Annotated in this window: 19 protein-coding genes; 10 read left to right on the top strand and 9 right to left on the bottom strand. The window is 62.7% G+C overall.

Translation table 11 applies throughout. The features are described from left to right. Positions 1–125 precede the first annotated feature (125 nt). The 4 genes from NYQ88_RS14095 to NYQ88_RS14080 are packed head-to-tail and all read right to left on the bottom strand — an operon-like array spanning position 126 to position 3939. A complete protein-coding gene (locus NYQ88_RS14095) occupies positions 126–818 on the bottom strand; it encodes an ABC transporter permease (protein ID WP_275654924.1) in 693 nt (230 codons plus the stop codon). Positions 819–874: 56 nt separating this feature from the next. After that, positions 875–1807 (bottom strand): ABC transporter ATP-binding protein, encoded by a 933-nt coding sequence (locus NYQ88_RS14090; protein ID WP_275651757.1) that lies wholly within the window; start codon positions 1805–1807, stop codon positions 875–877. After that, the gene (locus NYQ88_RS14085) at positions 1804–2994 is read right to left on the bottom strand and encodes an ABC transporter permease (protein ID WP_275651756.1); all 1191 of its coding nucleotides are present in this window, start codon (positions 2992–2994) and stop codon (positions 1804–1806) included. Before NYQ88_RS14085 ends, NYQ88_RS14090 begins: the two co-directional genes overlap by 4 nt. A 33-nt stretch (positions 2995–3027) precedes the next feature. Next, a complete protein-coding gene (locus tag NYQ88_RS14080; protein ID WP_275651755.1) occupies positions 3028–3939 on the bottom strand; it encodes an ABC transporter substrate-binding protein in 912 nt (303 codons plus the stop codon). 202 nt (positions 3940–4141) lie between these two features. Between NYQ88_RS14080 and NYQ88_RS14075 the strand changes: the two genes are divergently transcribed. Both NYQ88_RS14075 and NYQ88_RS14070 read left to right on the top strand, forming a co-directional pair. Continuing rightward, positions 4142–4627 (top strand): DUF4126 family protein, encoded by a 486-nt coding sequence (locus tag NYQ88_RS14075; RefSeq protein ID WP_275651754.1) that lies wholly within the window; start codon positions 4142–4144, stop codon positions 4625–4627. A 60-nt stretch (positions 4628–4687) separates the two neighbouring features. Then, positions 4688–4972, top strand: coding sequence for a hypothetical protein (locus tag NYQ88_RS14070; RefSeq protein ID WP_275651753.1), 285 nt, complete (start codon positions 4688–4690; stop codon positions 4970–4972). 14 nt (positions 4973–4986) lie between these two features. Here the strand turns inward: NYQ88_RS14070 and coaBC are convergent, their stop codons facing one another. From coaBC to NYQ88_RS14055, 3 genes are all read right to left on the bottom strand, one after another. Continuing rightward, positions 4987–6201, bottom strand: a complete 1215-nt coding sequence (gene coaBC, locus NYQ88_RS14065) for a bifunctional phosphopantothenoylcysteine decarboxylase/phosphopantothenate--cysteine ligase CoaBC (protein WP_275651752.1) — start codon at positions 6199–6201, stop codon at positions 4987–4989. Then, entirely contained in the window at positions 6198–6986 is a 789-nt protein-coding gene (locus NYQ88_RS14060; RefSeq protein WP_275651751.1) for a nitrilase-related carbon-nitrogen hydrolase, read from the bottom strand. The genes coaBC and NYQ88_RS14060 overlap by 4 nt, the downstream gene beginning before the upstream one ends. A gap of 74 nt (positions 6987–7060) precedes the next feature. Then, a complete protein-coding gene (locus tag NYQ88_RS14055; RefSeq protein WP_275651750.1) occupies positions 7061–8098 on the bottom strand; it encodes a LacI family DNA-binding transcriptional regulator in 1038 nt (345 codons plus the stop codon). Positions 8099–8258: 160 nt separating this feature from the next. On the opposite strand from NYQ88_RS14055, the gene NYQ88_RS14050 reads away from it, so the two are divergent. From NYQ88_RS14050 to NYQ88_RS14015, 8 genes are all read left to right on the top strand, one after another. Beyond that, the gene (locus NYQ88_RS14050) at positions 8259–9293 is read left to right on the top strand and encodes a Gfo/Idh/MocA family oxidoreductase (RefSeq protein WP_275651749.1); all 1035 of its coding nucleotides are present in this window, start codon (positions 8259–8261) and stop codon (positions 9291–9293) included. 10 nt (positions 9294–9303) lie between these two features. Next, positions 9304–10200, top strand: coding sequence for a sugar phosphate isomerase/epimerase (locus NYQ88_RS14045; RefSeq protein ID WP_275651748.1), 897 nt, complete (start codon positions 9304–9306; stop codon positions 10198–10200). Positions 10201–10281: 81 nt separating this feature from the next. Beyond that, positions 10282–11319 carry a LacI family DNA-binding transcriptional regulator gene (locus NYQ88_RS14040; protein ID WP_275651747.1) on the top strand — a complete coding sequence of 346 codons (1038 nt, stop codon included), beginning with the start codon at positions 10282–10284 and terminating at the stop codon, positions 11317–11319. A gap of 110 nt (positions 11320–11429) precedes the next feature. Further along, positions 11430–12659: a sugar ABC transporter substrate-binding protein gene (locus tag NYQ88_RS14035; RefSeq protein ID WP_275651746.1), complete on the top strand. Its 1230-nt coding sequence runs from the start codon at positions 11430–11432 to the stop codon at positions 12657–12659. A 68-nt stretch (positions 12660–12727) separates the two neighbouring features. Then, entirely contained in the window at positions 12728–13630 is a 903-nt protein-coding gene (locus NYQ88_RS14030; RefSeq protein WP_275651745.1) for a sugar ABC transporter permease, read from the top strand. Beyond that, complete coding sequence (locus NYQ88_RS14025) at positions 13627–14454, top strand: carbohydrate ABC transporter permease (protein WP_275651744.1); 828 nt, start codon at positions 13627–13629, stop codon at positions 14452–14454. Before NYQ88_RS14030 ends, NYQ88_RS14025 begins: the two co-directional genes overlap by 4 nt. Continuing rightward, the gene (gene ugpC, locus NYQ88_RS14020) at positions 14451–15509 is read left to right on the top strand and encodes a sn-glycerol-3-phosphate ABC transporter ATP-binding protein UgpC (RefSeq protein ID WP_275651743.1); all 1059 of its coding nucleotides are present in this window, start codon (positions 14451–14453) and stop codon (positions 15507–15509) included. Before NYQ88_RS14025 ends, ugpC begins: the two co-directional genes overlap by 4 nt. Positions 15510–15519: 10 nt before the next feature. After that, positions 15520–17433: a beta-L-arabinofuranosidase domain-containing protein gene (locus NYQ88_RS14015; RefSeq protein ID WP_275651742.1), complete on the top strand. Its 1914-nt coding sequence runs from the start codon at positions 15520–15522 to the stop codon at positions 17431–17433. Positions 17434–17486: 53 nt separating this feature from the next. On the opposite strand, the gene NYQ88_RS14010 is transcribed toward NYQ88_RS14015, so the two are convergent. Both NYQ88_RS14010 and NYQ88_RS14005 read right to left on the bottom strand, forming a co-directional pair. Beyond that, positions 17487–18734, bottom strand: a complete 1248-nt coding sequence (locus tag NYQ88_RS14010) for a DUF1501 domain-containing protein (RefSeq protein ID WP_275651741.1) — start codon at positions 18732–18734, stop codon at positions 17487–17489. Between the two features lie 20 nt (positions 18735–18754). Then, the gene (locus NYQ88_RS14005; protein WP_275651740.1) at positions 18755–20485 is read right to left on the bottom strand and encodes a DUF1800 domain-containing protein; all 1731 of its coding nucleotides are present in this window, start codon (positions 20483–20485) and stop codon (positions 18755–18757) included. Between the last annotated feature and the right edge of the window lie 10 nt (positions 20486–20495).

Genomic DNA, 20495 nt, shown 5'->3' with positions numbered 1-20495 from the left:
CAATGGTATAAAATAAATTCATGCCCATCAGTGCTTTAAAATCATAACCGAAAGTTCAACGGGCTTGGCGCCTAGAGCGGATAGGCCAAGGCGTGTGTATTCCGATTGAATTTTGGGTTACCAAATTATCCCTGTAGCTCGCCGCCGCCGGTGGCGTTCCGCCGCCAGCGCTCGAGCGCCATAAACCCATCATGGATCAAGAGCGCCAGCGCGCCGACAATCAGCCCGCCCTGAACAACGAACGCCGTGTTGCCGGACTGCAGCCCGGCAATGATCACCTCGCCAAGCGTCTGCGCGGCAACGGTCGAACCGATGGTGGCGGTGGACAGGGCGATTGTCGTCGAGAGCCTAAGTCCGGAGAGAATAAGGGGCAGGGCGAGCGGCAGCTCGATCCGCATCAACCGCTGAAGCGGCGTCATCCCCATGCCCTTGGCAGCTTCCGTGACCGCGGGCGGCACGCCGGTCAGTCCGGTCAGGGAATTCTCGAAGATCGGCAGCAGGCCATAAAGGAACAGAGCGACCAGCGTCGGCGTGGTGCCGAAACCTAATATCGGCACGCACAGCGCCAGCACGGCGACAGGCGGAAAGGTCTGGCCAATATTGGCGATGGCCCTTGCGACCGGCAGGAATTCTGCGCCGAAGGGCCGCGTCACGAGTATAGCAAGCCCCACCGCCAGCAGCGCCGAAGCCGTGATGGCTGCGAAGACGATCGCCAGATGGCTCAAGGTCAGCGTGAGGAGACTGCCCTGGCTATAGACCGGGGTCTGCCCCGGACGGGCGAACATCGCGAAGAAAAAGCCGAAATCCTCCGGCTTGATAATAACCCAGGCCAGCAGCACCAGTGCAGCAAGGCGAATGAGGAGACCGGCTCTACTCACGGCCGGGCCGCCAGTGCGCCAAGCCTTTCGAGCGTGATCACGCCGATGATCTTGCCGTTCTGCTCCACCGGTGCCGCGCTGCGGCGCGCCCACAGCAGTTCCGAGTAGGCATTGCGCAGCGTCATACCCGCATTGAAAGCGTCGCCTTCAGCAGTGCCGGGTTCGACATGATCGGCAAGCCGGGACAGCGACAGCAGGCGGAACGCCCGGTCGGTGGTGCCGACCAGCTCGCGCACATAATCAGTCGCGGGATTGGCGATGATCTCGGCCGGCGGCTCGCATTGCAGAAGCTTGCCCTTGTCCATCACCGCAATGCGGTCGCCCAGCTGGATGGCCTCTTCCATGTCATGGGTGACGAGCATGATCGTCGTGCCGAATTTGGACTGTATGAGCGCCAGATCCTCCTGTGCCTTGCTGCGCGTCACCGGGTCCAGCGCTCCGAAGGGTTCGTCCATGAGCAGAATGTCGGGCTCGGCGGCGAGAGCACGCGCTACACCGACGCGCTGTCGCTGCCCGCCGGACAATTGATGCGGCATCCGGTCCCGGAACAGTTCGGGATCGAGTTGAAAAAGCGCCAGCAACTCGTCGACACGACTCGCGATTTTGCCTTTGCTCCATCCCAGAAGTCGCGGCACGGTGCCGACATTCTGCGCAATGGTCCAATGCGGAAACAGCCCGTTTCCCTGGATCACATATCCCATGTGCCGCCGCAATTCGTAGGCGGGCACGCTTCTGATACTGCGCCCGTCGACCCGGATATCGCCGGCGCTCGGCTCCACCAGCCGATTGACCATGCGCAGCAGCGTCGTCTTTCCCGACCCGGAAGTGCCCACCAGCGCGCAGATACTGTGCGGCTCCACCACAAGGCTTACGCCATCGACCGCGCGCGTGCCCGAATAGGCTTTGACCACATTTTCGATCTCGATCACGCCCGGGCCATCCTTCCGGCAGAGATTTCAATGAGGCTGTCGAGAATGACAGCGGCGACAAAGGCCAGCACCACCGTTGGCACTGCCCCCAGCAGCACCAGATCAGCCGCCGTCTGGCCGATGCCCTGGAAGACAAACACGCCGAAGCCGCCGCCGCCGATCAGCGCGGCGATCGTGGCCAGCCCGATGTTCTGGACCAGTACGATGCGGATGCCGGTGAGGATCACTGGCAGGGCCAGCGGCAGTTCCACCTGCATCAGCCTTTGCGGGCTGCTCATCCCCATCCCGCGCGCGGCTTCGACTGTCGCAGCGGGCAGGCCCGTCAGCCCAACCAGCGTATTGGCGACAACAGGCAGCAGCGCATAGGCGACCAGCGCCACCATGGCTGGCGCCGTGCCAATGCCAGATATCCCGGCCGCTCTTGCGCCCGGCACAGTGGCCGCCACCCAGGCGAGCGGCACGATCAACATGCCGAACAGGGCAATCGAGGGAATGGTCTGGATGACATTGAGCAATCCCAGCGTGCCGCGCCGTATTCGTTCGATTTTGTAGCCGACAATACCCAGCGGCACGCCAATCGCCACCGCCACAGCAACAGACGAGAGGGCGAGCAACACATGCGTTCGCGCTTCCTGCCAGAACGCCGGCGCCCGGCTCTGATATTCCTTGAGGATCGAGAGCTCGTTCCAGGCCCCGCTCCACAGCAAGGCCGCGACGAGGGTGAGCGAAACCGCCAGAAGACCGAGACGCTGTGTCGGCAGCAGTTTCCGCCGCGCCAACGCGTCGGTCAGCATGAGCGCAAGGGCGAAGCCAACAAGCCAGAAGCCGCCCCCGATGGATACCCTGGCATAGCTTTGATCCGGCTGAGCAAGCGCGTTCGCGGCAAGCCCGACCGAGATCATCACGGTGACCAGCGCCACCGCGCTGGTCCAAAGCTTGGCCACTGCCGGTGCCCTGGTCAGCGCCGCCGCGAGCGCCGCACCAACCGCTATCACAAAAGCCACCACGGCGGGCGGGGGCAGGGCGTCCCACAGGAACACCCCATCGCCCGGCACGATCCGATTGGCCTTGAACACGGCAAAGGGCAGGAAAGATCCTGCCCCCGCTATTACCGCGATCAGCACGCCCAGCGGATCAAGACGCAGCCAACCCCGGCTGTCCTGAACGGCGGCACTTGCGGAGTTCATCGCTGCCCCGACGCGGTGCGCCCGCCAACAGCGCTAGTCAAGAAAGCCATTCTGGGTCAGGTAGTCCGTCGCCACCGCCGCTGCCGGCTCCCCGCCGAGCTGCACGCGGCCATTGAGGTCCTGAAGCACTTCAAGGCTCAGGCCTTCGAACACCGGCTTCAGCAGCTCTTCGATCAGCGGATATTCCTGAAGCACTTCCTCTCGGATGATCGGGGTTGGCTGATAGACCGGCTGCACGCCCTTGTCGTCCTCGAGCACGACGAGCCCGGACGCGCTGATCCCGCCGTCAGTGCCATAGACCATTGCTGCATTGACCCCATTGGTCTGCTGCGCCGCAGCCGCGATGGTCGCGGCGGTGTCGCCACCCGACAGCACCACCAATTGGTCCGGCGTCAGTGTAAAGCCATAGATCTCCTGGAATTTCGGCAGGGCAGGAGGCGAATTGACGAATTCGGACGAGGCCGCCAGTTTGACCGTGCCGCCACCGGCCACCCACGCCCCGAATTCCGAGAAAGTGGTGAGGCCATTGTCTTCAGCGACCTCACTGCGCAGGGCCACCGCCCAGGTGTTATTGGCCGGCGAAGGCGTCAGCCAGACGATCTTGTTGGCGTCATAGTCGAGCCCGGCCACCGTATTGTAAGCCTCGGCGGCATCGTTCCAGATCGGCTCATCCGCCCGGTCAAAGAAGAAGGCGCCATTGCCGGTATACTCGGGATAGATGTCGATCTCGCCGGCAATAATGGCTTCGCGCATGATCGGTGTCGCGCCAAGCTGGATCCGGTCTTCCACCGGGATCTCATTGGCCTCCAGCACCTGCTTTATGATGTTGCCGAGAACCCCGCCCTCGGTGTCGATCTTGGACGACACGACCACCTGGGCCGAGGCCGTGCCTGTCATGAGAACCAGCGCTGCGAGCGCATGGACTGCGGATTTGGCGTCAACCATGGCCTGGACCATCCCTTTTTCTGATGATGATTGGCCGACGTCCGACGCTTCCCCCGTCTGTCAGGCCCTCGGCCGTAACGCCTCGCAGCATGGCTGGTTCCGCCCGCTGCCCGGGGACGCCTCCATGTTTGTCGGCGGATCGTTTCTTCCGGCCCGCCGTTTCGAGCGTATCCCCCGGCGAAACAATCTCTGGAGACACCTCATGCTGCGCTCATTCCTCATCGGCCTTGCGGCCGGCCAGCGCGGGATCACACCGCTCGCAGCCATAGCGCTCGCCACTTACCGGCGCGAACTCTGGCCCGAGCTTCCCTTTCAGCGCCTCTTCCGTAACCATGTGGTTACCGCCGGCGCCACCGCCTTTGCCGTGGCCGAGATGGCCGGCGACAAGATGAAATCGGCGCCTGACAGGATCGTGCCGATCGGGCTGGCGGTGCGCAGCGTCACCGCCGCTTATGCCGGAGCCGCACTGGCGCCCAAGGGGCAGCGACCATTGGGTGCCGCCATCGCGGTGGGGACAGCGCTCGCCTCGTCCTACATCGGCTGGCGCATGCGCTGCGCCGCCATGGAGCGTTATGGGCAGACCGCCACCGGCCTCGTCGAGGACGCAATCGTCATGACCGGTGCGTTGGCGGTAGCGACGCCCAGGCTGATGGGTACCGCGGCACTTCTCGCGCCGCCGCGGCGATGATCACCGTGCCAAACCCACTTGTGATTTGCATGCAGCGTGTTGCAGGCCCACATAAATAACATGATACGCAAACTGACGCTCGCTCTGGGATTGATCGTGGTGGCGCTCCAGCCGGCCCTGGCAGCGTGCCCACCACCGCCGGCCGGCAGTACCGCTGAGGAAATCCGCGCCCATGGGGAGCGTCTCCTCTGCATCCAGCAACAGCTGGCGCAGGATGCCGAGCGTCAGAAATTCCAGACCGATATCGAGGCGCTCAACAGGTCGATCCTAGACCTTCAGCTTCAGAACAAATGGAATGCCCTGCCGCGCCCCGAGACCATGTTCCCGGCCGTGGTCTTGCCCTGAGCGGGTTGACCAGTTCAGTCGCGCCCGAAGTACTTGGCAATGCGCGCGACGATGCGGTCCGCCAGCTCCTGCTTGCTCCCCTCACCAAGATCGCTGACGCCGTCCTTCGCAACCAGCATGATGTGATTGCGTTCGCCGCCGAACACGCCACTGCCGGGCGAGACGTCATTGGCAAGGATCCAGTCGGCGCCTTTTGACCTCAGCTTGTCCCCGGCATTGCGCAAGAGATCATCAGTCTCCGCCGCAAAACCAACAACCAACTTTGGCCGCTCAGCGTGGTGCCCGATGGTTCTTAGGATGTCTGGATTGCGCACGAGGCTGATGGAGAGCTCCTCGTCGTCCCCGCCGCGCTTCTTGATCTTGCTCGACGCCACGCTGGCCGCCCGCCAGTCGGCGACGGCGGCAACGAAGATCGCCCCATCAACGGGCAGGGCAGAGGTCGCGACCTCCAGCATCTCCACCGCCGTTTTGACGCGCGTGATCTCTACGCCGGCGGGGTCGGGGAGGGCGGTGGGGCCCGAGATAAGGGTCACCGCAGCGCCCTCGGCAGCCAGCGCCGCCGCAATCGCGTGGCCCTGCTTCCCGGATGACCGGTTGGAGATGAACCGCACGGGGTCAATCGGCTCTTCGGTCGGCCCCGACGTCACGAGAAACGACAGCCCCTCAAGCCGCTTTCTTGTCGGTGCCAGCAGGTCCTGAGCCGCCGCCACAATAGCCAGCGGCTCGGACATTCTTCCAAGCCCTGCTTCACCGCTTTCCGCCATTTCCCCGGTTTCCGGACCGACAAAAGCAATGCCATCGGCCCGCAATGTCGCCAGATTGCGCTGGGTCGCGGGATTAGCCCACATCTTGGGGTTCATCGCCGGGGCGATCAGCACTGGGCTGCTGCGCGCCAGAAGGATCGCGGTTGCGAGATCGCTGGCCAACCCGAGTGCCATGCGCCCGATCAGGTCTCCCGTCGCCGGCGCCACGATGATGAGGTCCGCCTCCCGTGCGATCCGGATATGCCCCACATCGGCCCCCGCAATCGGCTCGAACAAGTCGGTCGCCACCGGCACGCCGCTGACGGCAGCCAGTGTGGTTGGCGTGATGAAATTGTTCGCCGCCTCGGTGATGACGCACCGAACCCGCGCACCCTGCTCGCGCAGGCGTCGCACCAGGTCCGGGCTCTTGTAGGCCGCAATGCCGCCCGAGACGATCAGCAGGATCTGTTTGTCGCGAAGGCTCATATCTGCTCCTGCCGGGCGCGGGCGATTTCAAATCCGCGTTCCCTCTGGTCAGCGCGCAAGGCCCGCGCCGCATTGAGATCGATATCAAACACGCGGACCTGGCTGCGCCCAAGGGTCTGGAGCAACTGCCTGCTGCTCTCGGGATCCGGATGGGCCAGCCCGGCAATGCCCGAGCTTGGCAGGTCGCCGCCGGTTCGGACCGGATAGGCCCAGTCGCTCACCCCGACGAAGGCGGCCTGTTCGAAGGCTCGCGCAATCATCGCATGGCGCCAGCGCGCCCGCGCCATGTCCGGGCTGCTCTTGCGGCTCACGGAAAGGGCCGGGACGAGGATCAGATCCGGCGCAACCTCCAGCGACCGATAGGTTTCCGCATGGAAGAAATCAGCGCAGACAGAAACGAAGCACTCCACCGTGCCGATGCGAAAACTTGCGCCTGCCCGCTCCCCGGCCCGGGCAAACTGGCGTTCGCGGCCATAGGGATTGGCCTTCTGGTAGTGTGCAATGATGTCGCCTGTGGGATCGACCACAATGCCCTGGTTGGCCGGCAGGGTTTGGGAGCTGTCGAAATGGCTCCCGCCCACTACGTGGCAACCGAACGCCCGCGCCATCTCGGCCACGGCCAAGGCATATTCACTCGACGAATATCCCTCGCCAATGACTTCGGGCAGCAGGATGACGTCCCCGGCCTCCCCCTTGAAACCGTGTCGTTTGAGCGTTTTGGCCGCCCGACCGATATCGGTTCCATCGGCCAGTCTGGCCTTGGGCTGTGTCAGAACGACCTTCACGCGCGCTCTCCGGATTGGGTTCCGCCATGGACATGGCCAGTCACGGCCGGAAAATCAACAGCCCTGACCCTCACCTATGTGGGAAGCGACATGTCGCTGTCGCCTTCAACCAGCTCCAGCGGCACGACTTTTCGCACCACCCCGAGCGGATAGTGCTCGCGATAGTCAGCCATATTGGCCAGCAGCGCCTCGGCCAGTGAAATGCCGAGATCGCGCAGCGACAGCCGGAAGCAGGTGAGGCGCGGCACGAGGAAATGGGCCTGCGGACTGTCCCGCCCAATAATGGCGATGTCCTTTCCGGGCACCAGCCCGGCCTCATAGAACCCGTTGTAGAGGCCGAGCGACATCTTCTCGTTGGTCAGGATGAATGCCGTCGGCCGTCGGTTCGGCGGCATGTCCGCTATTGTCGTGGCGATCTGGTGCCCTTCGCGCTCATTTGGCGATGTGCGGAACACGAGCGCATCGTCGTATTCGATGCCATGCCGGGCAAGAGCGTCGCGGTAGGCGTCGAGAAACACGAAGCCCAGATTGGTGTCGTCGCGCGGCGCGAACACGCCGATCCGCCGATGCCCCTTGGCCACCAGCCGCGACACTCCAACCTCGGCCATGCCTTCAAAATCGAGATCGAGCCAGGGGTGGCCCGCGTCCGTTTCCGAGCGCCCCAGCGCGATGAACGGGATCTTGCGGCCGGCAAGAAAATCAATGCGGTGGTCGCTGCGCTTGGTGGCCGAAATGATCAGCGCGTCGGCAAAACCGCGCGCCACGATGCGCTGCATATAAGCGTCCGGATCTTCCTCGGACGAGCAGAGCAGGGCGACGAGATCGAGCTGATGGCGCGCAAAGACGGTCTGCACCCCGTCGAAGACGCTCATGAAAAACACATCGCCTTCGCCGGTAATGTCGGACCCGGTCTGCATCATGAAGCCGACCACTCCGGTCGACCCTTTTCGCAAGGCGCGACCCGCCTGATTGGGCACATAACCCATGGCCGTCGCCGCCTCGAGCACGCGCTGGCGCGTCGCCTCGTTCACATCCGGCTTGCCATTGAGCGCGCGGGAGACGGTGCCGATAGAAATGTTGAGCTGCTCCGCCAGGCGTCTGATACCGGTCATGCTTGCTGGCTTCCTCCCCGCGCTCTGGCTGGCTCCAGAAACGTTTACGATTCCCCATTGACACGTCTGCGGTTCAAATAATAGCGTCGTAAACGTTTACGGGCCAGTTTCGAAAATGCCGAATACGGCAGCGATGCGAGCGGTCCGTTGGGAGGTTGCCTTGGTATTCAGAGCGGTTTTGGCCGGTTGCGGCGCCATGTCCAAAGGTTGGCTGACGGCCATTCATGAGCATGATCTGCTCAGGGGCAGGGTGGAGATTGTCGGCCTCGTCGACCTCGATCCTGCAGTCGCATCGGCGCGCGCCGCCGAGTTCGGCCTCTCCGCGGCCACCATCGGTTCCGATCTCGGCGCGGTACTGGCCGAAACCAGGCCCGATCTTCTTTTCGACGTCGTCGTTCCCCCGGCGCGTGCCGGCGTTGTCGAGACCGGACTGCGCCACGGCTGCCACGTGCTCAGCGAAAAGCCGATGGCCGCGAGCCTCACCGAGGCGCAACATCTGCTCGCCGAGGCGAAGGCCGCCTCTCGCATTCACGCGGTGGTGCAGAACCGTCGCTTCATCCCCGGTGTCCGGCGCATCCGCCGTCTCATCGAAAGCGGCGCCATCGGCGAGCTGGCCAGCCTCAATTGCGATTTCTTCATCGGTGCCCATTTCGGCGGTTTTCGCGATGAAATGGAAAACGTGCTGCTGCTCGACATGGCGATCCACACGCTGGACGCCGCCCGTTTCATGTCCGGCAAAACCCCAAAGGCCGTCTATTGCCTCGAGACCAATCCACCGGGCTCCTGGTATCGCCACGGCGCCGCCGCCAATGCGATCTTCGAGCTCGAGGACAATGTGGTCTTCAACTATCGCGGCTCCTGGGCTGCCGAGGGGGCCAATACCTCCTGGGAAAGTGCCTGGCGCATTGTTGGCAGCAAGGGCACCGTGCTCTGGGATGGTGCCGACGCCTTTGAGGCGAAGATCGCCTCAGGCGACACCGGCTTCTTCCGCGATCTCGCAGCCATCGACATCCCGCCACCAGCCGATGAGGGCCAGACACATGGCCACGCCAGTGTCATCGCCGACTTCCTCGCCGCCATAGAAACCGGCCGCCAGCCGGAAACCGTTTCATCCGACAACATCAAGAGCCTCGCCATGGTCTTTGCCGCGATTGAAAGCGCGCGCAAGGGACAGCGCGTGGCCATCGAACTCTAGGAACAGCACTTTGAGCGACCCCGCAAAATCCATTCGCATCGGCACCATGGTTTCCGCATCCGCCGGCAAGGCCGCCGAGCGCATCGGCGAAATCGCCGATCTGGGCTTCGAGAGTTTTGAGCCGTTCTTCTGGCAAACCACCAACGGCCAGGATCTGGCCGAGCTTGGCAAGCGCTGCCGTGATGCCATCGGCGATCGCGATATCACCATCTCCACCCTCGGCATGTTCGGCAATGTGCTCGAAGATCAGGAGATGGACCGCCAGACCCTGCAGGGCTGGAAGGACTGCATCGACAACGCCCACCATTTCGGCGCCACCTGCGTCGCTGGCTTTACCGGTCGCATCCGTAACAAAGTGCTGACCGATAGCCTGCCGCAATACAAGAAGGTCTGGACCGAACTGGCCCAGCGCGCCGCCGACAAGGGCATCCGCATTGCCTTCGAAAACTGCTCGATGGAGGGCAATTGGCAGACTGGCGACTGGAACATCGCGCATAATCCCGACGCCTGGGAACTGATGTTCAACGAAACGCCGCAGGACAATATCGGGCTCGAGTGGGAGCCCTGCCACCAGATGGTCTATCTCATCGACCCGCTGCCGCAGATCCGCAAATGGGCGCACAAGATTTTCCACGTGCACGGCAAGGACGCCACTATCCGCTGGGACGTGATCCGGGAACACGGCATTTTCGGCAAGCATCCCTTCGTCTTCATGCGCACGCCGGGCTTCGGCGACAGCAATTGGGCCGACATTATTTCCGAACTGCGCCTCGCCGGCTGGTCGGGTTCCATCGACATCGAGGGCTGGCATGACCCGGTCTATCGCGATGCGCTGGAGATGACCGGGCAGGTGCATGGGCTCAATCATCTCAAGGCAGCGCGCGGCGCCGATTTCGTCAGCGCATAAGAATTAGTATGACTATTGACGGAAGTTGAGAAACCGTTTTACCTAACCTGAGAAAAGGGTTTTCCTTTGAGGTATCGGGACGTGGTCAAGGCAGAACGCATTCGCATCTATGACGTCGCCCGCATGGCCGGCGTCAGCGTTGCGACTGCCTCGAAAGCCCTCAACGACACCGGCCGGATGACCGAGGAGACCCGCGCTCGAGTCAAAGAAACGGCGGCCAGCCTGGGCTTTCGGCCCAACGCCATGGCGCGGGCGCTGACCAGCCAGCGCAGCTTCACCATCGGGCTGCTCACCAATGATACCTATGGCCGCTTCACCCTCCCGGTGATGGCCGGGATCAATGAAGCGCTGATCGATCAGGGCGTGTCGGTGTTTCTGTGCGGTATCGAAGACGATGCGGCTCTGGGAAAAATCCACGTCGACGCCATGCTCGACAAACAGGTCGACGGCATCATCGCCACCGGCAAGCGCATCGACCGCCGCCTGCCGGTGGATCTCTCCAATCTGCCGGTGCCCGTCGTCTATGCCTTCACCCAAGGCCCGGACGACGCGGTGACCCTTGTGTCTGATGACGCTCTTGGCGCGCACCTCGCCACCGAGCATCTGCTTGACCGTGGCCGTCGCAAGCTCGTTCATATCACCGGCCCGGAGAGTTTCGCCTCGGTGTCCGCCCGCTCAACGGCCTTCCGCACTCTGGCGGGGGCGGGCGCGTCCGTGCTGCATGGCCCATGGTCCGAGGCCTGGGGACACGAGGCGATTGACCGGCTCTGGTCTGGTAGTGACGTTCCGGACGGCATTTTCTGCGGCAACGACCAGATCGCCCGCGGCGTCGTCGATGCCCTGCGCGAGCGGGGCGTCCCGGTGCCGGAGGACGTATCGGTCATCGGCTTTGATAATTGGGAAATCGTCTCGGCGGCCACGCGCCCGCCGCTCACCACCATCGACATGAACTTGAAGGAACTCGGCCGCGAGGCTGGACGCCTGATCCTGGAACTTGCCGAGGGCAAGCCGGTCGAGCCGGGCATCCGCACGCTGCCATGCAAACTCGTCGTCCGCCAATCCTGCGGCTGCGAAATCTTCGCCGCGCAAGCGCAAGGGAGGGTGACGCACGAGGCATAGGGAGTGCTGCCACAGGCATTGGCGTGCCCATGGCAGCGAGGAAAGTACCGCTCGGGAAGAGGAAACCCGATGCGGCACGGATCGCGGCCGAGGCCGCAAGGGAGGATATAATGCAGTTTACCAAGCTCGGTCTATTGGCCGGTCTCGCCTTCGGCGCATTGATCGCCGCAACGCCCGCTTACGCACAGGTAACGCTCAAGGTCTGGTCCATCGACGGTGTCGATCGTCCGGGCATTGCCGATACCTATTCCAAGGAATTCGATGACGCCAACGAGGATATCGTTGTCGAATATCGCGCCGTTCCTTTCGATGAGATCGTCAACGAGACCCTGCGCGCCTTCGCCACCGGCAATGCGCCCGACATCGTCTCCTTCGACAATCCCGATTTTGCGCTCTTCTCCTCGCGCGGGGCAATGCTCGACATCACCGATCGCGTCGCTGCCTCCGACATCATCAGCAAGGCCGAATATTTCGCCGGTCCGCTCAATTCGGTCACCTGGGATGGCAAGCTGTTCGGCCTGCCCAAATACACCGACACCATCGGCATCTTCTACAACAAGGATCTCTTCGCCAAGGCCGGGTTGACCGAGCCACCCAAGACCTGGGACGAAGTGGCCGAATACGCCGCCAAGCTGACCGACCCCGCCAGCAATGTCTATGGCATCACCTTCTCGGCCCGCGCCGGTGAAGAAGGCACTTTCCAGTTCCTGCCCGTCATCCAGATGTCCGGCGGTGGCGCCGACATGGTCAATACCGAGGGTGCCGCAAAGGTCCTCGATATCTGGAAGAGCCTGATCGACAACGGCTACGCCAGCCGCGACGTGCTCAGCCTCGGGCAGTGGGATTCCACCGGCGTGTTCAATTCGGGCAATGCCGCCATGGCCATCTCCGGTCCGTGGGAAATCGACCGCATGGTCGAGGACGCCCAGTTCGACTGGGGCGTCGCCCTTCTGCCCACCATCGAAGCAGATGATGAGCGCTCTTCCGCGCTCGGCGGCTTCAACTGGGGCATCATGGCCAACACCCAGCATCCTGATGAAGCCTTCCGCCTGCTCGAATATTTCGTAGATCAGGAAGACCGCATCTTCCCCGAATTCGGCAATCTGCCGGCGCGTGGCGATATCGAGCTGCCGGTCACCGGCATTGAGAAAAAGGACGCGGCTCTCAAGGTATTCCAGGAGCAGCTGCAGTTCGCTCAGCCGCGTGGCCCGCATCCGGAATGGCAGAAGATCTCCAAGGCCATCTATGACGCCGAGCAGCAGGCGCTGACCGGTCAGATGTCCGCCATGGACGCGCTCAACCAGGCCCAGGCCACCATCGACACTATCTTCGGAAAATAGTCCTCCCGACCACTGGCCGGCCGGAGCGCTCTCTGGCCGGCTTTTTTCCATAAGTCCTGGAGGATCCGGTGTCGCGATTTCTCAATTGGCTGCGAGACGGGGTAGGGTTCGACATCCTTCTCGTGGGCGCCGCTCTGCTTTTCCTTGTCGCCCTGGCCGGCGCACCGCTCATCTACAATGTGCTGATGAGCTTCCAGCAGGTGGACATGTTCACCCTTGGCGTGCTGTTCCGGCCCTTTGTCGGCTTCGACAACTATGTCGCCGTGGTGCGCCAGCCCGAATTCTGGCTGGTCACGCGCAACACGCTGATCTTCGTCTTCGGTTCGATGACCGGACAGTTCGTCCTCGGCTTCGCCCTGGCGCTGTTCTTCGCCCAGAATTTCCCTGGCGCCTCCACCATCCGCGGCCTGTTCCTCGTCTCCTGGGTCATGCCCGGCCTTGTGGTCGGCGCCATCTGGAGCTGGATCCTCGCCGGCGATTTCGGTGTGCTCAATGTCATCCTCAAGAGCCTTGGCATCATCCAGTCCAACATCTTCTGGAAGTCAGACCCGAATTTCTCCATCTGGGCCGTCATTATCGCCAACATCTGGCTCGGCCTCGCCTTCAACATGCTGCTGCTCTCCGTGGGTCTCGCGGCAATCCCCAAGGACCTCTACGAGGCCGCCGAGCTCGATGGCGCCAATGCCTTCCAGCGCTTCTGGACCATCACCCTGCCGATGATGCGCCCCACCATTGGTGCAGTGCTCTCGCTGGGCCTGATCGGCACGCTCCAGCAATTCGATCTGTTCCCCGCACTCACCGAGGGCGGTCCGGCAAACACCTCCAACGTCGCTGGCTTCTGGTCCTGGCAATTGAGCTTCCAGCTCTATGACTTTGCCAAGGGCGCAACTGTCTCGGTCATGATGTTCCTGCTCGTGCTCTTTGCCTCCGTCGTCTATGTGCGCTCGACGCGCCACGAGGTGCGCGGATGACCAAGACCTACACACCCTGGTTCCTGCTCGTCGTCGCCCTGGCGCTGGCAGCTGTCTATCTCTTCCCGCTCTATTGGATGTACGTCACCAGCCTCAAGACCGGCTCGGAGATGTTCGCCAATCCGCCGACCTTCTGGCCCAACAACCCCAACCCCGGGATTTACCCCGAAGTCTGGGCCCGGCGCGCCATGCCGACCTTTCTCACCAATTCGGTGCTCATCGCCGGTGGCGTCACCGCCATCACCGTCATTCTCGGCACCGGTTGCGCCTATGTGCTCGCGCGCTACCGCAATGTCTGGATCGATGTCGGGCTCTTCTGCGTGCTGATGCTGCAGGTCCTGCCGGCATCGGTCATGGTGACGCCGCTCTTTGTCGGCTTCAACCAGATTGGCCTCCTCAACTATCCGCGCACCGCAGTGGTGCTGGCTGCGGCCGCCAAGGCCATGCCGTTCTTCGTCGTGCTGGTGCGCGCGACCTTCATGAGTGTCCCGCGCGAACTCGAGGAAGCCGCTCTAGTGGATGGCAATTCGCGCATCGGGGCCTTTTTCTCCATCGTCCTGCCGCTGGCGCGAAATGGCATTCTCGTCTGCGCCATCCTCACCTTCATGAGTGCCTTCGGCGAATACATCTACTCCAAGTCGATCATCCAGAGCCCGAGCCAGCAGCCGGCAAGCGTTGGCCTGTCAGGCTTCCTCGGTCCCAACTCCACCGACTGGAGTTCGATTATGGCCTATTCGGCCATCTATGTGACGCCGATCCTTCTCGCCTTCGTCATTCTGCAGCGCCGCATTGTCTCCGGCCTTACCTCGGGAGCCCTCAAATGACCGCACAGATCGAGCTCAACGGCATCGACAAGCACTATGGGGTCTTCCACGCCCTCAAGAATGTCTCGCTCACCATCGACAAGGGCAGTTTCGTCGCCCTGGTTGGCCCGTCCGGCTGTGGCAAGTCCACGCTGCTGCGCTCCATCGCCGGGCTCGAAACCATTACCGCGGGCGAGCTCAAGATCGCCGGAAAGACCATGACCGGCGTGCCCCCGCGCCACCGCGACATCGCCATGGTGTTCCAGTCCTATGCGCTCTATCCGCATATGACGGTTGAGGAAAACCTCACCTATTCCCTGCGCCTCCATGGCGTAGGAAAGGCCGAGGCAAAGGCGAAGGCCGCCGAAGTCGCGGCCACCACCGGTCTCTCCCAGCTCCTCGGCCGTTATCCCCGCCAGCTGTCTGGCGGCCAGCGCCAGCGCGTCGCCATGGGCCGGGCCATCATCCGCAATCCAAAAGCCTTCCTCTTTGACGAGCCGCTCTCCAATCTGGACGCGGCTCTCCGCGTCCAGATGCGCAAGGAGATCCGTGCGCTTCACGATCGTCTCGGCGCCACATCGGTCTATGTCACCCACGACCAGATCGAAGCCATGACCATGGCCGACTGGGTCGTCGTCATGCGCGATGGCATCATCGAGCAGCAGGGCCGCCCCCTCGACCTCTATGACAAGCCGGTCAATCGCTTCGTCGCGGGCTTCATCGGCTCCCCAGCCATGAATTTCATCGATGGCCGCATTGCCGAGGCTGGCAGATCGGTTGTCCTGGCTGACGGCGCCGGTGAATTGCCCCTGGCGCGCAGCCTCGAGCCGGGCAGGGCGGTGGTCGTCGGCATGCGCCCCGAACACCTCCAGCCCGCCGCCAGCGATGCCACCTTCCATCTTGAAATCGGTGTCATCGAATCCACCGGTTCTGCCACCTATCTGACCTCACCCGATGGCGCCTTCCAGCTGGTGCAGTCCGAGCGCTCGAGCCTCAAGCCAGGCGATCGCATCGGCCTCTCCATCGCGCCCGAAAATATCCACCTCTTCGATCCGCAAACCGGCGTCGCACTCTAAGGGCCAAAATATGTCTCGTTACGCTCCCGTCCCGTTCCCGTCGGTCAAGCTGGAAGGCCAGTTCTGGCATGAACGGCTCGACACGGTCCTCGACCGCACCGTCCCCAGTCAGCATAAAAAGCTCGGCGAATACGGCATTCTCGACAGTCTCAAACTCCCCAACCCGCCGCCGCCGCTGCGCTTTCCGCGTCACCCCAATGGCTTTACCGTCCAGGTGTTCTGGGACAGCGATGTCGGCAAGTGGATCGAGGCGGCCAGCTATGCGCTCGCCCATCGGCGCGATGCCGATATCGAAGCCAAGATAGAAGCTGCCATCGACGATCTCGAAAAGGCCCAGGCGCCCGACGGCTATCTCAATTGCTGGTACCTCGGTCGCGAGCCCGAAAAACGCTGGACCAATCTGCGCGACAATCACGAGATGTATAATACCGGCCACCTGCTCGAAGGCGCTGTGGCCTATTTCCAGGTTACCGGCCGCCGGCGCTTCCTCGACATCATGGAGCGCTATCTCGACCATATCTACGCCGAGTTCGGCACCGGTCCGGGCCAGCGCCGCGGCTATGATGGTCACGAGGAAATCGAGCTCGCGCTGATGAAGCTCTATTACCTCACCGGCGAGAAGAAGCACCTCGACTTCGCCACCTATCTCATCAATGAGCGCGGCCGCCAGCCGCCACATTATTTCGACTGGGAGCGTGACCAACGCGAGGGCGGCGACGCCAGCCAGCGCTATGTCTTCGGCAATTACGAATATTCCCAGAGCCATAAACCCGTCCGCGAGCAGGACAAGGTCGTCGGCCACGCCGTGCGCGCCATGTATCTCTATACCGCCATGGCCGATCTCGCCGCCGAGCTTGGCGACGCCGATCTCAAGCGTGCCTGCGAAGTCCTCTGGGACGACGTCATGCACACCAAGATGTATGTGACCGCTGGCCTCGGCCCCTCGGCACACAACGAGGGCTTCACCCACGATTTCGATCTGCCCAACCAGACCGCCTATGCCGAAACCTGCGCCTCCGTCGCCCTGATCTTCTGGGCCCAGCGCATGCTCCATCTCGATCTTGATGGCAAATATGCCGATATCCTCGAGCTCGCCATGTACAACGGCGCGCTCTCCGGCCTCAGCCGCGACGGCGAGCATTATTTCTATGCCAACCCGCTCGAAAGCGATGGTACGCCGACCCGCTGGGACTGGCACACCTGCCCCTGCTGCACCATGAATGTCTCGCGCCTCGTCGCCTCGGTCGGCGGCTATTTTCTCTCTACCGCCGCCGATGGCGTCGCCTTCCACCTCTACGGGGGCATCGCCTCGGATGTGGAGATTTCAGGCACCAGGGTGAGCCTCAGGGAAGTCTCCAACTATCCCTGGTCCGGCGACATCACCATTCATGTCGATCCCGAAACGCCCAAAACCTTCGACGTCAAACTGCGCATTCCCGGCTGGTGCTCTGACGCAAAGCTGGCGGTCAATGGCGAGGCGGTAGATGTGTCATCGGCCATGGCGGGCTATGTCACCATCAACCGTCTGTGGACCACGGGCGACGTCGTCACCCTGACGCTTCCCATGCCGCCGGTGCGCCTTTATGCCCATCCCGGCGTCATCATGGATGCCGGCCGCGTTGCGCTCAAGCGTGGGCCGCTGGTCTATTGTCTGGAAGAAGCCGACAATGGCGAGGGCAGGGTCCAGCGCCTCAAACTCCCGCGCAGTGCCGAGCTGCGCGCCGAGACGGACAAAAACCTCTTCGGCGGCATCGTGAAGCTGCATGCCGATGGCCGGGCAATCGAGGAGGCAGACTTCTCAGAACTCTATCGAACCGCCCCGCCAACGGAGACCTCCTCGACGCTGACGGCCATCCCCTACTACCTCTGGGCCAATCGCAACCAGGGCTCGATGGTCGTCTGGATTCCCGAGGCCGTCGGCTGAAATGGAGCCATGCGCGGGGTCACATGACCCCGCGTGCGTCCATGCGAGGCGTGTCAGGTGCCCCGCCCGAAGATGGGAAGGGGACTGAACTCGTTGCGCAGGATGGCCGACGACTGTTCGTGTCCCATCCAGCCCTGGATCAGCGTCGAGTAGATCCGCCTGTAATCGGTGGTGTATTTGAGGTTGCCGTCGTCGAGATCTGTGAGGCTCGGGGGCGCGCCATACTGGCCGCCACTCACGCCCTTGCCGATGATGAAGGCCGGGCCCGCCGTGCCGTGATCGGTACCAAGGCTGGTGTTCTCAGCGACGCGGCGACCAAACTCGCTGAACACCATGACCACCACGTCATCAGCGCGGCCCAGCCGTTCGATATCCTTCACAAAGGCGGAGATATGATCCGACGTGTAGGACCAGAGCCGGGCGTGCAGATCCCCTTGATACACATGGGTGTCAAAGGCGTTGTTGCGATAGGGGACGTAATAGACCTTTGTCGGAAAATCCGCAGCGATCAGAGCGGCAACGCGCTCCAGCCCGAACCGGGCAAGCCCGTAGTCAACGGGCGTGCTGTATGAATTCCACGCGTCACGCACCAGCTGCTCGGAGTTCGTGGCGCTGGCCGCGATATCGAACAGGAAATCCTGCGACGGGTTGGCGCTGCCATTGCCGCGCGCATCGATGGCCGCAATGGCCTCCTGCTGCTCGTGGAACATGTGGCGGGTAAAATTGTCCGGGTCGTTGAACACCAGCGGCACATGGTTCATGGCGCGCACGGCGAGCGACTGGCTGTCGTCGATATTGACGAGGAAATTGCTCCGGTGCCCAAGCGGGTCCATCGCGTCGGCCATGCGGCCCAGCCAGCCATAGGCCTCGCCGCTGTTCGGCGCGCCGGTCTGCCAGAAGGCCATGGACGAGAAGTGCGAGAACGACGGCTGGTCGTATCCAACGCCATGGACAATCCCCATGGCGCCGTCCTTGTAGAGCCGCTCGAAGCCACCCATGGTCTTCTGGAAACCAAAGTGATCGTCGATCTTGAGCAGTTTGTCCCGGCGAATGCCCAGGTTCGGTCGTGCGTTGTAATAGGCGTCGTCGGCATAGGGGATGACGGTATTGAGCCCGTCATTGCCGCCAGACAATTCAACGATCACGAGGATGCGTTCGTTCTGGTCAGCCTGGGCCTTGGCGACTTTCGACCAGACCGGTGACGTCGCGACCCCGCCGGCGCCTTCGAGCACCATGGAGCCGAAGCCGGACCGGATCAGGTTTTCGCGTTCGCCGCTGGTAAGCTTGGGTGTCTTTGCCATTCTTGTTTCCTCCGCGGCGGTCAGGCGAGCTGGAACTGGGGTGAACTCATGATGAGATGGGCGACCGAGCGCAGGGGATGCTCGAGATAAGTCTCGGCTGGCGCCAATTCGGCAGTGCCAAGCTGTTCGGTCAGCGTTTTGACAAGTGCCTCGCGTGCCGGCGGGGCCAGAGGCACACGCAGCAATTGGCGCAGCAGCACGTCGACCGCCTCGGCCGTAGTCGTTGCACCAGCCTCGGTCACCACATCGGTCAGGTTGAACTGCGCCGCTGCGCGGGGCAGGGGCTTGAGTTTGCGCAGCGCTTCCGAATAGCCGATGAGGCTTGCGTAGCGGGTGTTGAACGTTTCCTGGATGCCGGCCGTATTGCTCGGCGCAGCGCCGTCTTCCAGCGTTGCGGCGGTGATTTCCATGCCGGCAATGATGTTGCGATTGACCCGTCGCACTTCCCCGCCCGGATTGTGGTTGGGGTCGCGGAATTCGATGATGTTGGGGAACATCACTTCGCGGGCGAAATTGGCCCGCTCGAACAGAAGCCCGGGAGTGATCCACGATCGTCCTTCGCCCCAACCGGCAACGGTTGGCGGATAGAGCAGGATCTGCCCCAGCGTCTTGCAGACCGTGTGCGGGTCGGGAATGCCGGGCAGCACATGCAGCCCCAGCTTGCGATAGGTGGAGACCAGAAGTTCGGTTGGCGACTTGATATGGGTGCCGACCGAAGCCTCTGAGTAGAAATCTTCGGAGAGAAAGATCGTCCGCAGGAATGGCGCGATCTCGTAGCCATTGTCGCGCAGCAGGTTCCCCAGCTTCTCGGCAAAGTCCGGGCTGATCTGGTCACGCACGAGGAAGCGATAGAGCTTGCTGGCGATATAGGTCGCCGTCTGCTTCTGCTCGAGGATAATGCGCAGAATGTCTTCGCCGGCAAAATTGCCCTCATGACCGAGGAAGCGTTTGATGCCGGTGTCGTGCTTGTCGGGATCGACGATAAAGGTCAGGTCGTCATTGCCCCAGCCGGTGAAGGCGCGCGCCGCCTCGCGAATGTCGTCTTCGGAATAATTGCCGACGCCCATGGTGAAAAGTTCCATGACCTCGCGGCCAAAGTTCTCGTTCGGGGCGCCCTTCACATTCTGCGCGGCATCGAGAAACACCAGCATCGCCGGATCCTTGGCAATGGCGACCAGCAGGTCACCGAAATTGCCTGTCGCGCCTTCGCGCAGCGCCTTGAGCTGCAACTCTATCTTGCGGTAATCGCGGAGCTTTTCTTCGCTGGTGGCAAAGTGCCCATGCCAGAACAGCGTCATCTTTTCTTCAAGCGGCCTATTGGTTCTGACCATGCGGTCGAGCCACCAGAACGCAAGGCGCCGCGTTTCCAGAACGGTGGCGCGCAGCCAATAGAAGAACCGATTGGTCACTGGCTGCAGCGGCCGGTCACCCGCCGGCTTTACGCGAACACCCATGGCCTCGCCGGTCCGCTCCGCCAGTTCGGTCGCTGCCGGCCGGCTGACCGGGAAATCCTTGAAGGATGGCTCCCAGAAGCCGGATTCCTCGAAGGCGGGCAGATGGGAGGTGTCGATCTGCTTGTAGTCGACGAGGCTGGCGACAGCCTCGTCCGGCGACAGGCGTGCCAGGCGCTCGATGTCCTTTGGCGTGCCGCCAAACCCTGCGCGTTCGAGCAGATGGGCGGCGCGCTCATAGGACCACTCAGAGGCGCTGATCGGCGACAGATTTTCGATTGTGCTGGATCCAGTCGACACGGTTTCCCCG

The sequence above is a fragment of the Devosia sp. SD17-2 genome (assembly GCF_029201565.1).
Taxonomy (GTDB): Bacteria; Pseudomonadota; Alphaproteobacteria; order Rhizobiales; family Devosiaceae; genus Devosia.
Note: the sequence above shows the minus strand (reverse complement) of the source record. Positions and strands in the feature narration are given on the sequence as shown.

Bases quoted from the DNA above. Each gene is read 5' to 3' on its own strand.
- NYQ88_RS14085 (WP_275651756.1), bottom strand. From the start codon at position 2,994: ATGAACTCCGCAAGTGCCGCCGTTCAGGACAGCCGGGGTTGGCTGCGT.
- NYQ88_RS14015 (WP_275651742.1), top strand. From the start codon at position 15,520: ATGTCTCGTTACGCTCCCGTCCCGTTCCCGTCGGTCAAGCTGGAAGGC.
- NYQ88_RS14080 (WP_275651755.1), bottom strand. From the start codon at position 3,939: ATGGTTGACGCCAAATCCGCAGTCCATGCGCTCGCAGCGCTGGTTCTC.
- NYQ88_RS14075 (WP_275651754.1), top strand. From the start codon at position 4,142: ATGCTGCGCTCATTCCTCATCGGCCTTGCGGCCGGCCAGCGCGGGATC.
- coaBC (WP_275651752.1), bottom strand. From the start codon at position 6,201: ATGAGCCTTCGCGACAAACAGATCCTGCTGATCGTCTCGGGCGGCATT.
- NYQ88_RS14010 (WP_275651741.1), bottom strand. From the start codon at position 18,734: ATGGCAAAGACACCCAAGCTTACCAGCGGCGAACGCGAAAACCTGATC.
- NYQ88_RS14055 (WP_275651750.1), bottom strand. From the start codon at position 8,098: ATGACCGGTATCAGACGCCTGGCGGAGCAGCTCAACATTTCTATCGGC.
- NYQ88_RS14035 (WP_275651746.1), top strand. From the start codon at position 11,430: ATGCAGTTTACCAAGCTCGGTCTATTGGCCGGTCTCGCCTTCGGCGCA.
- ugpC (WP_275651743.1), top strand. From the start codon at position 14,451: ATGACCGCACAGATCGAGCTCAACGGCATCGACAAGCACTATGGGGTC.
- NYQ88_RS14025 (WP_275651744.1), top strand. From the start codon at position 13,627: ATGACCAAGACCTACACACCCTGGTTCCTGCTCGTCGTCGCCCTGGCG.
- NYQ88_RS14070 (WP_275651753.1), top strand. From the start codon at position 4,688: ATGATACGCAAACTGACGCTCGCTCTGGGATTGATCGTGGTGGCGCTC.